Source organism: Stenotrophomonas sp. HMWF023 (assembly GCF_003060985.1).
GTDB lineage: Bacteria > Pseudomonadota > Gammaproteobacteria > Xanthomonadales > Xanthomonadaceae > Stenotrophomonas > Stenotrophomonas lactitubi.
This window is the reverse complement of record NZ_QAIJ01000174.1, coordinates 1-11,169: the sequence shown is the minus strand read 5'-3', so window position 1 is coordinate 11,169 and position 11,169 is coordinate 1. Positions and strand designations below refer to the sequence as shown.

Annotated in this window: 13 protein-coding genes and 1 pseudogene; 7 read left to right on the top strand and 7 right to left on the bottom strand. The window is 66.4% G+C overall.

Going from position 1 to position 11,169, the window contains the following annotated elements; translation table 11 throughout:
• From recQ to DBR20_RS09400, 5 genes are all read left to right on the top strand, one after another.
• On the top strand, nt 1-1,740 hold a 1,740-nt coding region (gene recQ / locus DBR20_RS09420), incomplete at its 5' end, for a DNA helicase RecQ (protein WP_258223271.1).
• 167 nt (nt 1,741-1,907) lie between these two features.
• Nucleotides 1,908-2,294, top strand: a complete 387-nt coding sequence (locus DBR20_RS09415; protein ID WP_108265992.1) for a CopL family metal-binding regulatory protein — start codon at nt 1,908-1,910, stop codon at nt 2,292-2,294.
• Nucleotides 2,295-2,369: 75 nt separating this feature from the next.
• The gene (locus tag DBR20_RS09410) at nt 2,370-4,184 is read left to right on the top strand and encodes a copper resistance system multicopper oxidase (RefSeq protein ID WP_108265991.1); all 1,815 of its coding nucleotides are present in this window, start codon (nt 2,370-2,372) and stop codon (nt 4,182-4,184) included.
• The gene (locus DBR20_RS09405) at nt 4,181-5,146 is read left to right on the top strand and encodes a copper resistance protein B (protein ID WP_108265990.1); all 966 of its coding nucleotides are present in this window, start codon (nt 4,181-4,183) and stop codon (nt 5,144-5,146) included. Before DBR20_RS09410 ends, DBR20_RS09405 begins: the two co-directional genes overlap by 4 nt.
• Nucleotides 5,147-5,227: 81 nt before the next feature.
• Nucleotides 5,228-5,740, top strand: coding sequence for a GNAT family N-acetyltransferase (locus DBR20_RS09400; protein WP_108265989.1), 513 nt, complete (start codon nt 5,228-5,230; stop codon nt 5,738-5,740).
• Between the two features lie 6 nt (nt 5,741-5,746).
• On the opposite strand, the gene DBR20_RS09395 is transcribed toward DBR20_RS09400, so the two are convergent.
• Entirely contained in the window at nt 5,747-6,070 is a 324-nt protein-coding gene (locus tag DBR20_RS09395) for a zf-TFIIB domain-containing protein (protein WP_025874650.1), read from the bottom strand.
• A gap of 149 nt (nt 6,071-6,219) precedes the next feature.
• Between DBR20_RS09395 and DBR20_RS09390 the strand changes: the two genes are divergently transcribed.
• On the top strand, nt 6,220-6,987 hold the full coding sequence (locus DBR20_RS09390; RefSeq protein WP_108265988.1) for a CPBP family glutamic-type intramembrane protease: 768 nt from the start codon (nt 6,220-6,222) through the stop codon (nt 6,985-6,987).
• Nucleotides 6,988-7,079: 92 nt separating this feature from the next.
• On the top strand, nt 7,080-7,502 hold the full coding sequence (locus DBR20_RS09385; protein ID WP_108265987.1) for a response regulator: 423 nt from the start codon (nt 7,080-7,082) through the stop codon (nt 7,500-7,502).
• A gap of 101 nt (nt 7,503-7,603) precedes the next feature.
• On the opposite strand, the gene DBR20_RS09380 is transcribed toward DBR20_RS09385, so the two are convergent.
• The 6 genes and pseudogenes from DBR20_RS09380 to DBR20_RS09355 form a co-directional block, all read right to left on the bottom strand.
• A complete protein-coding gene (locus DBR20_RS09380; protein WP_108265986.1) occupies nt 7,604-8,539 on the bottom strand; it encodes an alpha/beta hydrolase-fold protein in 936 nt (311 codons plus the stop codon).
• 84 nt (nt 8,540-8,623) lie between these two features.
• A complete protein-coding gene (locus tag DBR20_RS09375; protein WP_108265985.1) occupies nt 8,624-9,469 on the bottom strand; it encodes an alpha/beta hydrolase-fold protein in 846 nt (281 codons plus the stop codon).
• Between the two features lie 148 nt (nt 9,470-9,617).
• Entirely contained in the window at nt 9,618-10,082 is a 465-nt protein-coding gene (locus DBR20_RS09370; RefSeq protein ID WP_108265984.1) for a lysis system i-spanin subunit Rz, read from the bottom strand.
• A 6-nt stretch (nt 10,083-10,088) separates the two neighbouring features.
• Nucleotides 10,089-10,622 carry a lysozyme gene (locus tag DBR20_RS09365; protein ID WP_108265983.1) on the bottom strand — a complete coding sequence of 178 codons (534 nt, stop codon included), beginning with the start codon at nt 10,620-10,622 and terminating at the stop codon, nt 10,089-10,091.
• A complete protein-coding gene (locus tag DBR20_RS09360; RefSeq protein ID WP_025874660.1) occupies nt 10,619-10,816 on the bottom strand; it encodes a hypothetical protein in 198 nt (65 codons plus the stop codon). Before DBR20_RS09360 ends, DBR20_RS09365 begins: the two co-directional genes overlap by 4 nt.
• Before the next feature lie 124 nt (nt 10,817-10,940).
• Nucleotides 10,941-11,169 (bottom strand): annotated as a pseudogene (locus DBR20_RS09355) (hypothetical protein); the annotation flags it as partial.

Here is an 11,169-nt window from a genome sequence, read left to right as displayed (position 1 = left end):
CAGCAGGACATCGTGGAGCATGTGGCTGCCGGTCACGATGCCCTGGTGCTGATGCCCACCGGTGGCGGCAAGTCGCTGTGCTACCAAGTGCCCGCCCTGCTGCGCGACGGTGTCGGCATCGTCATCTCGCCGCTGATTGCCTTGATGCAGGACCAGGTCGAAGCCCTGCGCCAGCTCGGCGTGCGCGCCGAATTCCTGAACTCGACCCTGGACGCCGAAACGGCCGCCCGGGTCGAACGCGAACTGCTCGCCGGCGAGCTCGACATGCTCTATGTCGCCCCCGAGCGCCTGCTGACCGGCCGCTTCCTGTCGCTGCTGTCGCGCAGCCGGATCGCGCTGTTCGCCATCGACGAAGCCCACTGCGTGTCGCAATGGGGCCACGACTTCCGCCCCGAATATCGGCAGCTGACCGTCCTGCACGAGCGCTGGCCGGAGATTCCGCGGATCGCCCTGACTGCCACCGCCGACCCGCCGACCCAGCGTGAAATCGCCGAGCGCCTGGACCTGGCCGAAGCACGTCATTTCGTCAGCTCCTTCGACCGCCCCAACATCCGCTACACCGTGGTGCAGAAGGACAACGCCCGCAAGCAGCTGAGCGACTTCCTGCGCAGCCATCGCAGCGAGGCCGGGATCGTCTACTGCATGTCACGGCGCAAGGTGGAGGAAACCGCCGAGTTCCTGTGCACGCAGGGTTTCAATGCCCTGCCCTACCACGCTGGCCTGCCCTCGGAAGTGCGTGCCAACAACCAGCGCCGGTTCCTGCGCGAAGACGGCATTGTCATGTGCGCGACCATCGCCTTCGGCATGGGCATCGACAAGCCGGACGTGCGCTTCGTCGCCCACACCGATCTGCCCAAGTCGATGGAAGGCTACTACCAGGAAACCGGCCGCGCCGGCCGCGATGGCGACGCTGCCGAGGCCTGGCTCTGTTACGGCCTGGGCGATGTGGTGCTGCTCAAGCAGATGATCGAGCAGTCCGAGGCCAGCGAGGAGCGCAAGCAGCTGGAGCGGTCCAAGCTTGACCACCTGCTGGGCTACTGCGAATCCATGCAGTGCCGCCGCCAGGTGCTGCTGGCCGGTTTCGGTGAAACCTATCCCAAGCCCTGCGGCAACTGCGACAACTGTCTGACCCCGCCTGCGGCCTGGGATGCCACCATCCCCGCGCAGAAGGCCTTGAGCTGTGTGTACCGCAGTGGCCAGCGCTTCGGCGTCGGCCACCTGATCGACGTCCTGCGTGGCAGCGAGAACGAGAAGGTCAAGCAGCAGGGCCACGACAAGCTGAGCACCTACGCCATCGGCCGCGACCTGGATGCGCGCACCTGGCGCAGCGTGTTCCGCCAGCTGGTGGCTGCCAGCCTGCTGGAAGTGGTCAGCGAGGGCCACGGCGGCCTGCGCCTGACCGATGCCAGCCGCGACGTGCTGACCGGTCGCCGCCAGATCAGCATGCGCCGCGATGCGGTCAGTGCCAGCACCGGTCGCGAACGCAGCGCGCAGCGCACCGGCCTGTCGGTGCTGCCACAGGACTTGGCCCTGTTCAACGCCCTACGTGGCCTGCGCGCCGAGCTGGCGCGCGAGCAGAACGTGCCGGCCTTCGTGATCTTCCACGACAGCACCCTGCGCAACATCGCCGAACAGCGCCCGACCTCGCTGGACGAGCTGGCCCGGGTCGGTGGCATCGGCGGCACCAAGCTCAGCCGCTATGGCCCGCGCCTGGTGGAGATCGTGCGCGAGGAAGGGTAGCGCCCCAACCGTACGCTGATGCCCCTGTAGAGCCGAGCCCACGCTCGGCTGCCGGTCGCGCAGAAGCAGCCGAGCATGGGCTCGGCACTACATTGGTGCAGCTCCAACCTTGAACACACCATTCAGCATGAAGTGCATCCGGCCCCGCTTGCGGCTAAATTGACACCATGTCCCTCGCCTCGACCCTGCTCCGTGTCGTGCTCATGCTCAGCCTGTTGCTCAACGGGCTGAACGCGGCCATGGCCAGCGGACACGAGGACATGGGTCGCATGGCCCATGCGATGACCTCGGCCATGACCGATGAGGGCGATGCGGACTGCCACCACCACGCCGGCATGACCGCCGACGAGGCGCCGCAGGCCAAGGCCCCCGCCCATGACGCGCACTGCCAGATCAAGGACTGCGTGCGCAGCTGCGCCCAGCATCCGCTGCTGGCGGTGCAGGCACTGCCGTTCCTGGCCGGCCCCGGTCTTTCCTTGACCCCGCAGCCGATGCCTGCCAACGGCCGCCCGGCACCGCCGCTGCCGCCGATCTCACGCCCTCCCATCGGCTGATCCAACACGCCTCGTGCGCGCTGCGCACTGAAGCCGGCCCTGCGCTGGCGTCTTTCCGTGTTTGGAGTCACCACCATGAGTACCCGTATTCCTCCCGGCCCGGGCGCTGTGCCCATGCCATCGCGTCGTCTTTTCGTGCAGGGCATCGCCGCTGGCGGCGTGGTTGCCGGCATCGCCGCAGCCGGCATCCCGCAGCGCGCGCTCGCCGCCGCCTCTGCCGCGCCACGCCTGGCCGGCGCGCCGGCGGTCATCAGCGATACCCGCGTCGAACTGGCCATCGGCGAGTCGCTGGCCAACTTCACCGGCCGCACCCGCCCGGCGATCACCGTCAACGGCTCGCTGCCGGCACCGATCCTGCGCTGGCGCGAAGGCCAGACCGTTGACCTGTTCGTGCGCAACACGCTCGGCCAGCACCCCACCTCCATCCACTGGCACGGCATCCTGCTGCCGGCCAACATGGATGGCGTACCCGGCCTGAGCTTCAACGGCATCGGCCCCGGCGAGACCTACCACTACCACTTCGATCTCAAGCAGTCCGGCACCTACTGGTATCACAGCCATTCGTTGTTCCAGGAACAGGCAGGGTTGTACGGTGCGCTGATCATCGACCCGGCAGAGCCCGCACCCTACCGGCATGACCGCGAGCACGTGATCATGCTGTCCGACTGGACCGACATGGACCCTGGCGCGCTGTTCCGGCGCATGAAGAAGCTCGCCGAGCACGACAACTACTACAAACGCACCCTGCCCGACTTCCTGCGCGACGCCCGTCGCGATGGCTGGTCGGCCGCGCTGTCCGACCGCGGCATGTGGGGCCGGATGCGGATGACGCCCAGCGACATCTCCGACATCAACGCGCACACCTACACCTACCTGATGAACGGCACCGCCCCGGCCGGCAACTGGACCGGCCTGTTCCGCAGCGGCGAAAAGGTGCTGCTACGCTTCATCAATGGCGCGTCGATGACCTACTTCGACGTACGCATCCCCGGCCTGAAGATGACCGTGGTCGCCGCCGACGGCCAGTACATCCATCCGGTCAGCATCGACGAATTCCGCATCGCCCCGGCTGAAACCTACGACGTACTGGTCGAACCCAGCGGCCAGGATGCCTTCACCATCTTCTGCCAGGACATGGGCCGCACCGGCTATGCCGCCGGCACTCTCGCCGTGCGCCATGGTCTGCAGGCACCGATTCCCGCGCGCGACCCGCGCCCGCTGCTGACGATGAGCGACATGGGTCATGACATGGGCGGCGGGGGCCACGACGGCCACGACATGGCGGCGATGAAGGGCATGGAAGGCGGCTGTGGTGCCAGCATGGGCCACGGTGCGCATGGCGACGGCAGCGATGCCGCCAGCAAGGCGCCAAAGCATCCCGCCAGCGAGCGCAACAACCCGCTGGTGGACATGCAGAGTTCGGCCACCGAGCCGAAACTGGACGACCCCGGCATCGGCCTGCGCGACAACGGCCGCCAGGTGCTGACCTATGGTGCGATGCGCAGCCTGTTCGAAGACCCCGATGGTCGCGAGCCGAGCCGCGAGATCGAGCTGCACCTCACCGGCCACATGGAGAAGTTCTCCTGGTCATTCGATGGCATTCCCTTCGCCGGTGCCGAGCCGCTGCGCCTGAACTACGGCGAGCGCATGCGCATCGTGCTGGTCAACGACACCATGATGCAGCACCCGATCCATCTGCATGGCGTGTGGAGCGATCTGGAGAATGCACAGGGTGAATTCCAGGTGCGCAAGCACACCATCGACATGCCACCCGGCACACGCCGCACCTATCGCGTACGCGCCGATGCACTCGGCCGCTGGGCCTACCACTGCCATCTGCTATACCACATGGAAGCAGGCATGATGCGCGAAGTGAGGATCGAAGAATGAGCCGTTCCCTGCTTGCTCCGAGCCTGTTGACCCTCAGCCTATTGACCGCGCTGCCTGCGTTCGCGCAGTCCCATGCCGGTCATGACATGACAGCGCCCTCGCCTCCTGCAAATACCACGCCAGCGGCAGCTGCCGACGTGGATCATTCGAAGATGGACCACTCGAAGATGGATCACGGCGCGATGGACCATTCAACGATGGACCATGGCGCGATGGACCATTCAAAAATGGGCCACGGCACACCCGCGCCGACCGCGCCGCGCGAACCGATCCCGGTCCCCACCGATGCCGATCGTGCGGCCGCGTTCCCACCCATCGCGCATGGTGCGATGGAGCACGCGCCGGAGATCAACAGTCTGCTGCTGATCGATCGCCTAGAACACTGGGATGGAAAGAACGGCAACGGCCAGGCCTGGGAGGCCAGCGGCTGGATCGGCGGCAACATCAATCGACTGTGGCTGCGCACCGATGGCGAACGCAGCAACGGCCGCACGGAATCGTCGGGCGTGGAAGCACTCTACGGGCGTGCCATTTCGCCGTGGTGGGACGTGCTGGTCGGCGTACGCCAGGACTTCCGCCCCGCCGATTCACGCACCTGGGCGGCGATCGGCATCCAAGGGCTGGCACCGTACAAGTTCGAAAGCTCGGCCACGCTGTACATGGGTTCCGGTGGCCAGCTGATGGCCAAGGCCGAGATCGAATACGACGTGTTGTTGACCAACCGGTTGATCCTGCAGCCACTGCTGGAAGCCACCTTGGCCAGCAAGGATGAACCCGAGTACGGCATCGGCCGCGGCCTCAACAAGGTCGAAGCCGGCCTGCGCCTGCGGTACGAGTTCAACCGCCGCTTCGCGCCGTACATCGGCATCAGCCACGAACGCGCCTTCGGCGATACCGCCGACTATGCGGGCGACCATGCACGCGATACGCGCTGGGTCGCCGGCATCCGCATGTGGTTCTGAGCAGCGGATCATGAGCAGCAGCCGGCCCCGGCAACCACCGGGGCCGGCTACACTGCCGCACGTTCCATTGCAGGCTGCACCATGTCGTTGCATATCCGCCGCGCCACCCTAGCCGACGTCGACGCCCTGTCGGCGATCGCCATCGCCACCTATACCGAAACCTGGGGCGATTCCTATCCGCCGCAGGACCTGCACACCTTCCTGCAGGATCACTACGGCACCGCACCGCAGCGGGTCGAACTGTCCGACCCGCGCAGCGCGGTGTGGCTGCTGCTGGAGGGTGAAACGGTGGTGGGCTATCTGGCCGCCGGTGCCAACACCCTGCCGCATGCGGACGCGCGCGATGGCGACATCGAACTCAAGCGCCTGTACATCCTGGCCAGCCACCAGAATGGTGGCTACGGCGCGCGCCTGATGGATACGTTCATGGCCTGGCTGGACCAGCCACAACACCGCACCCTGTGGGTGGGCGTGTGGGAAGAGAACTTCGGCGCGCAGCGCTTCTACGCGCGTTACGGCTGCAGCAAGGCCGGCGAGTACGACTTCATCGTCGGCGACAGCCGCGACCGCGAGTTCATCCTGCGCCGGCCCTGAGCGGCGTCAGAAATCGAACAGCTCGGAGAGGAAGCTCTCCTTCTTCTTTTTCTTGTAACCCTGGCTGTACTGGCCACGGTTGTCATCATGGCGCTGGCCGAGATGACGGGTATCGCGGTGCATCACCGGCGGCGGCGCGGCCTGCGGTTGCACAGGCGCGGGCCCTGGCGGCGGCATGGCGGCACCTGCACCGTCAGTGGCGCGCTCGATGATCTTGTCGAGTTCGCCACGGTCCAGCCATACGCCACGGCAGCTCGGGCAGTAGTCGATCTCGATGCCATGGCGCTCGGCCATCTGCAGGGTCTGGGTCTTGCACACGGGGCACAGCATTCGCATTGCTCCTGTCGGTCTGGCCTCGACTGTACCTGCGTACGGATGACTGTGCGGCAACGCATGACCGATGGCACAGGGACTTCCGGCGCGTGCCGCCGACCCGGTCCCGTCCCACACTGCGCCATCACCGCGCCTGGAGCCTGCACATGAGCGTTGCTTCCCGGCTGCCCAGCGCACTGCGCCTGCTGCTGGTCCTGCTGGGCGTTGGCATCGGCCTGAATCTACGTGACCTGTCAGCCGCCGTCGGCGCTCCCATTCCGGCCCTGCCCATCCCCTATGGCGGGAGCCTGCTGGACAACGCGCTGGCAGTGATCGTGGCGGTGCTGCTGGCAGCCGTACTGCGCCCGCGCGACATGGGCCTGATCGAAAGCCTGGGACTGCGCGGCAACGGTCTGCGCGGACCGGCGCTTGTGCTGCTGGCCAGCCTGCCCTGCTGGCTGGGGCTGGCGCTGCTCGGTACGCCGAACACGGCGCTGACAGCACTGGATGCCGCGATGCTGGGCGTGCTGTTCCCATTGGCCGAAGAAGTGCTTTACCGCGGCCTCGGCTTCGCCCTGCTGGTGCGCATCGTGCGCGGCCCGTGGCCCCTGCTGGCGCTGCCGCAGGCCCTGCTGTTCGGCTGGGTGCATTGGCTGGGCTTTGGTGGCCTCGACGGCGGCGGCATCGCCCTGTTCGTCGGTGTAGTGATCGCCTTCGGCGGCTTCATCTTCGCCTGGCTCGACCACCTCGACGGCGACGCCCTGTGGTGCGGTCTGGTGCTGCACGTGTCGATGAACCTGGCCTGGAATGTGTTCAGCCTCGATGACGCCGTCGCGCTGGGCTGGCAGGCCACCAGCCTGCGCATCGGCACAGCGCTGCTGGCCGTTGCGGCACTGGCCTGGCATGTACGCCGTCAGCGCAACAACCCGCTGTAACGCTCACTTAGCCAATCCTGCACACGGGGCTCACTGGGCGCTTGCGCATACTTGCGCGCCTTTCATGCCCTGCCGTCCGGAGTTGTTGCGTCATGCTGCTGTCCAAGCGCCACGTTGAACCACGCGTCCTGCTGATCGAAGACGCCGAGGAAACCCGTGAATTGAGCCGTATGGCGCTGGAGAGCCAGGCCTGCCATGTGGCAGGGGTCAGCAGCGCCGAAGCCGCGCTGGGCCTGCTGGCGGCGGGAGAGCGCTTCGACCTGATGTTCACCGACGTCAATCTCGGCCGGGTCAGCGGTATCGAGGCCGCCAACCGCGTGCGCGCCCTTTATCCCCAGTTGCCGATCCTGGTGACCTCGGGCATGGACCAGCATGCCGTGCTGCCGCAGCTGCACGACGGCATCCACTTCCTGCCCAAGCCCTACAACATGAGCGAGCTGCTGGATGCGATCCGGTTGTGCTTCCGGCATGCCGACGTGGGCGTATTGATCGGGGCGGACGCACAGGCAGCGTGAGGCCCCATCCACGCATGCCGTGGATCTACTGCGATGCGCACCGTTGCGTGAACGGAAAATACTGCCAGTAGATCCACGCCATGCGTGGATGGATCAGGCCGTCAGCCGCCGGTATACGGTCCTTCGCCCGGAAGTACCTGCAGCAGCGCGCGGGTGATCACGCGCGGATACACAGTGAGATGGTCTTCGCCATCAATCACGATGTTCTCGACCTGCAGCTTGCGACCGCTGCGCTGCAGCTGGCCGGCGAAGTCGGCGGTCTGCCGCAGCATGTCGTTGCCCGTTGAATAGCGCGGGCCCGGCTTGACCGTCTCGTAGCCGCCCACCGACAGCAGCACGCGGATGGGCTGTGAAGGCATTACCGCGGCGTCCTGCATGCGCGGCAGCAGGCCCTGGTCGAACCACAGCGACGGACTGGACAGGATGTAGGTGCCGAACATGTCGGGCCGGGTGGTCAGCACATACGTGCCGAGCAGGCTGCCGTAGGAATGGCCTGCAAACACGCGCCGGGCCGGATCGGTACGGTAGCGCGCATCGATCATCGGCAGCGCGTGGTCAGCAAGGAAGTCGCGGTAGTGGGCCGCGCCGCCATAGGTGACATCTTCGCTGTAATAGCCGGCAGGGGTGCGCACAGGATCACTGGGGGTGTAGTCGCGCGAGCGGCTCTGCTTCGACGTCAGGCCTTCCTGCGGCGGCAACCCGACCAGGATGAAATCCTCGATGTTGACGCCCTGCTGCCCCACCAGGTTGCGCACGCTGCGCACCAGCGGAAAGCTGTACAGCGCGTCGGTCACGTACAACACCGGATAGCGCTTCTGCGGATGCGCCGCGTAGCCGGCAGGCAACGCCACCCACAGAGCATAGTCGCGCCCAATCGGGTCGTGCACGCGCAGTGACTCGGTATCAGGCAGCACCACGCCTGGCAGGGCTGTCGCGCTTTCCTTGGCTTCATTCTGCGTTGTCGGCGGCGCCACCGACATCGCGCAACCTGCCAGGGCCAGGCAGGCCAGCACACTCCATCCACACACACGCTGCATCCGCGCTCTCCTGTTGCGGGCGACGCACGCAGGTGGCGCCGCTACCGCATCCTCACACGCCGCATTGCTGCACGCCAAGCTGCTTCAGGGCAACGCCGGCGGCGGTGCCGGGAACAGCGTCCGCAGGGCCTGCAGCGCCGCCGGGTGGTAGATCGTCGCGTGGGTCTCTTCCGGCAGCGGCTGGTACTTCACCAGCGTTGCCGGTGATGCCTGCTGCAGCACCGTCGCCAAGCGTGCGCTCGACGCAGCCAATTCCGGCTGGCCACTGCTGGCCAGGAACAGTCGTGCACCGCTGCTGGCAACCGACGACAACTGCTTGCCTGCGCCAGACAGCAACGCACCGCGGTTCCACCACAGGCTGGGATCCAGCGCGATGTAGCTGTTGAACAAGGTCGGTTCCTGCAGCAGCGTCTCGACCACAAACAATCCGGCCAGCGATTCGCCGATCAGCGCGCGCTCGTCGGTGGTCACATAGCGCTGGCGCACCTGCGGCATCAGTTCATCGCGCAGGAAATCGCGATATGCCGCCGAGCCACCAATTCGTGGCGCGATTTTGCGATCCTCCGCCACGTTGCTGGGGCCGGTCATGTCGCGGCGGCGCTCGGTGTTTTCGATACCGACCAGCAGGAACGGACGCATGCTGCCATTGCCCGTCAGCACCTGCACCAGCCCGGCCACGTGCAGGAGGTCCTCGCCGATGCCACCATCGGGCATGTACAGCACCGGCAGCGGCGTCTTCGGGTCCAGGCCCCACGGCTTTGGGCGGTACACGTTGATGCGGCGGGTTTCGCCCAGCGCCTTGGACTGGATGGTGAAGGTTTCGCCAATGACCAACGGCGACGCGAGTGCCGGCTGAGCCTCTGGCTCGGCGGCCATCAGCGGCGCAGCGGAGACAGCGGACAACAACAGCGACAGCACGATCAAACGCATGGGGCGACCCATCCTGGGAAAGACGCTGAGCATAACGCCACGCTGATCGCGCGGCAGACTTCATCTCGACCCCGATTGCGATGATACGCTGGTGAGCGCTCGTCATGGATCACCGAAGGTCTCTGACCCCACCGCGACCCGCACGCCTTCAACGCCGGTCCAACGCGATTACCGCCTGGCAGCTCCTGAGCTGGTCGTCGGCGTCGCGTCCGATTCGAACAAGCGCTGCCGCAACCTCTGCTCGTAGTTGGGCGCCCGCATCACGTTCGCGGGCGCTGGCGGTGGCGTCGGACAAGCGACCGGTATGGCAGGCGGCGAGGTCGTTGCGCAACCGGAGACTGCCAGCACGCAGGCCAGCGACCACCTCGGCTTCCACTTCGGCCGCACGTTCGCGATCTTGTTCATGTCGTACTCCCAGCGAGGCCATCGCCCCGGTCTGTACCGCCTGCCGTTCGCGTGCTGCGCGCTCGGCCTGCATTGCCTCGGCGTGCTGCAGCGACGCAACCCCGGCCTTTGCGGCATCGCTGCGATCGCCGCGCCAGCCCCAGCCTGCCGCGAACATCACCGACGACCACAGCACCAGCAGCACTATCGCGATCAATGTGCGTGTCATCCCTCACTACTCCGCCAGGCAGCGGGCATGACGCTGTTGCTGCCGTTGCCATACGCCCCAACACACCGTATTGGGCTGTCCGTTGACCCGGGTCGAGCAGTCGTAGCCCCCTGCCCGCTTCCACAGCAGCAGCGCATCGCATGCCTGGCGGTATTCACCTCGCAGGAGATGCCCGCGCATGGACGATCCATTCCAGTTGCCGATCCCATACTGGTAGAGGAAGTCGACATAGGTGTCGTACTCACCCTGGGTCAGTGCGACGCCCGGCAACGACGCGCGGAACTGCGATTCCTCGCGCGCCAGGTGTGCTTCCACGGTACGCAACGCACGGACCGGTGTAGTCCGGTCTCCGAGCCGGACCGGCGTGCCATCCTCGCGTCGGGTCGAGCCAAAACCATAGGTAGGCCGATCATTGCGGGTCGGCACCACCGCCGCGTCGGTATAGCCCTCATGCTCGACAATGGCGATCAGACCTGCGGCACTGAGGACCAGCGCAGCAACCAGACGGCGCACCGGCAACGCTGTGGCCGGCCTGCTCATTCGCGTCCCTTCCGCCGCCACTCGCGCAGCCAGCGCCAGCACAGGTAAGCGATCTGCGCGGCGAGATAGATGATGGTCAGGACCACCACCAGGCGGTCCAGGGTTATGCCGGCGGCAAGTGCACCGGCAACGGTTACCGGCGGAGCCGATTTGGCCGCCGCTGCGCCCACTGCGCTGAAGATTTCTTCTTTCATGGAAAGTCCAGGATTCGATGCTGGCCACGACGTACCGAGGTGGCCGGGAGAGGTGCCCGTCTCGCTGCCGGCTGGGCGCGAGGGTTCATCCGGTCGGGAGACGGGCAAAAGTTGCGCCCACCGCTCATGCGGCCTGGGCGATGCCTTCCATCCAGCCGCGCACGCGCTGGAAGCCCAGCTCGACCAGATTCAGGTAATGCCGGTTGGAAACCGGTCGCTGCCCGCAGTTGGCGAGCAGCAGATTGGCGGTCTCGAAGCGCTCGACCTTGCGACGACCGCGACCGCAGTAGTAGCCGCGCAGTGCGCAGGCCATCGCCACGTTGTCGCGGGCAACTGCAGTGATGATGTCTTCG

What these genes read in the sequence shown, in the direction of transcription:
- DBR20_RS09415 (WP_108265992.1), top strand. Translation starts at nt 1,908, where the DNA reads ATGTCCCTCGCCTCGACCCTGCTCCGTGTCGTGCTCATGCTCAGCCTG.
- DBR20_RS09410 (WP_108265991.1), top strand. Translation starts at nt 2,370, where the DNA reads ATGAGTACCCGTATTCCTCCCGGCCCGGGCGCTGTGCCCATGCCATCG.
- DBR20_RS09405 (WP_108265990.1), top strand. Translation starts at nt 4,181, where the DNA reads ATGAGCCGTTCCCTGCTTGCTCCGAGCCTGTTGACCCTCAGCCTATTG.
- DBR20_RS09400 (WP_108265989.1), top strand. Translation starts at nt 5,228, where the DNA reads ATGTCGTTGCATATCCGCCGCGCCACCCTAGCCGACGTCGACGCCCTG.
- DBR20_RS09395 (WP_025874650.1), bottom strand. Translation starts at nt 6,070, where the DNA reads ATGCTGTGCCCCGTGTGCAAGACCCAGACCCTGCAGATGGCCGAGCGC.
- DBR20_RS09390 (WP_108265988.1), top strand. Translation starts at nt 6,220, where the DNA reads ATGAGCGTTGCTTCCCGGCTGCCCAGCGCACTGCGCCTGCTGCTGGTC.
- DBR20_RS09385 (WP_108265987.1), top strand. Translation starts at nt 7,080, where the DNA reads ATGCTGCTGTCCAAGCGCCACGTTGAACCACGCGTCCTGCTGATCGAA.
- DBR20_RS09380 (WP_108265986.1), bottom strand. Translation starts at nt 8,539, where the DNA reads ATGCAGCGTGTGTGTGGATGGAGTGTGCTGGCCTGCCTGGCCCTGGCA.
- DBR20_RS09375 (WP_108265985.1), bottom strand. Translation starts at nt 9,469, where the DNA reads ATGCGTTTGATCGTGCTGTCGCTGTTGTTGTCCGCTGTCTCCGCTGCG.
- DBR20_RS09370 (WP_108265984.1), bottom strand. Translation starts at nt 10,082, where the DNA reads ATGACACGCACATTGATCGCGATAGTGCTGCTGGTGCTGTGGTCGTCG.
- DBR20_RS09365 (WP_108265983.1), bottom strand. Translation starts at nt 10,622, where the DNA reads ATGAGCAGGCCGGCCACAGCGTTGCCGGTGCGCCGTCTGGTTGCTGCG.
- DBR20_RS09360 (WP_025874660.1), bottom strand. Translation starts at nt 10,816, where the DNA reads ATGAAAGAAGAAATCTTCAGCGCAGTGGGCGCAGCGGCGGCCAAATCG.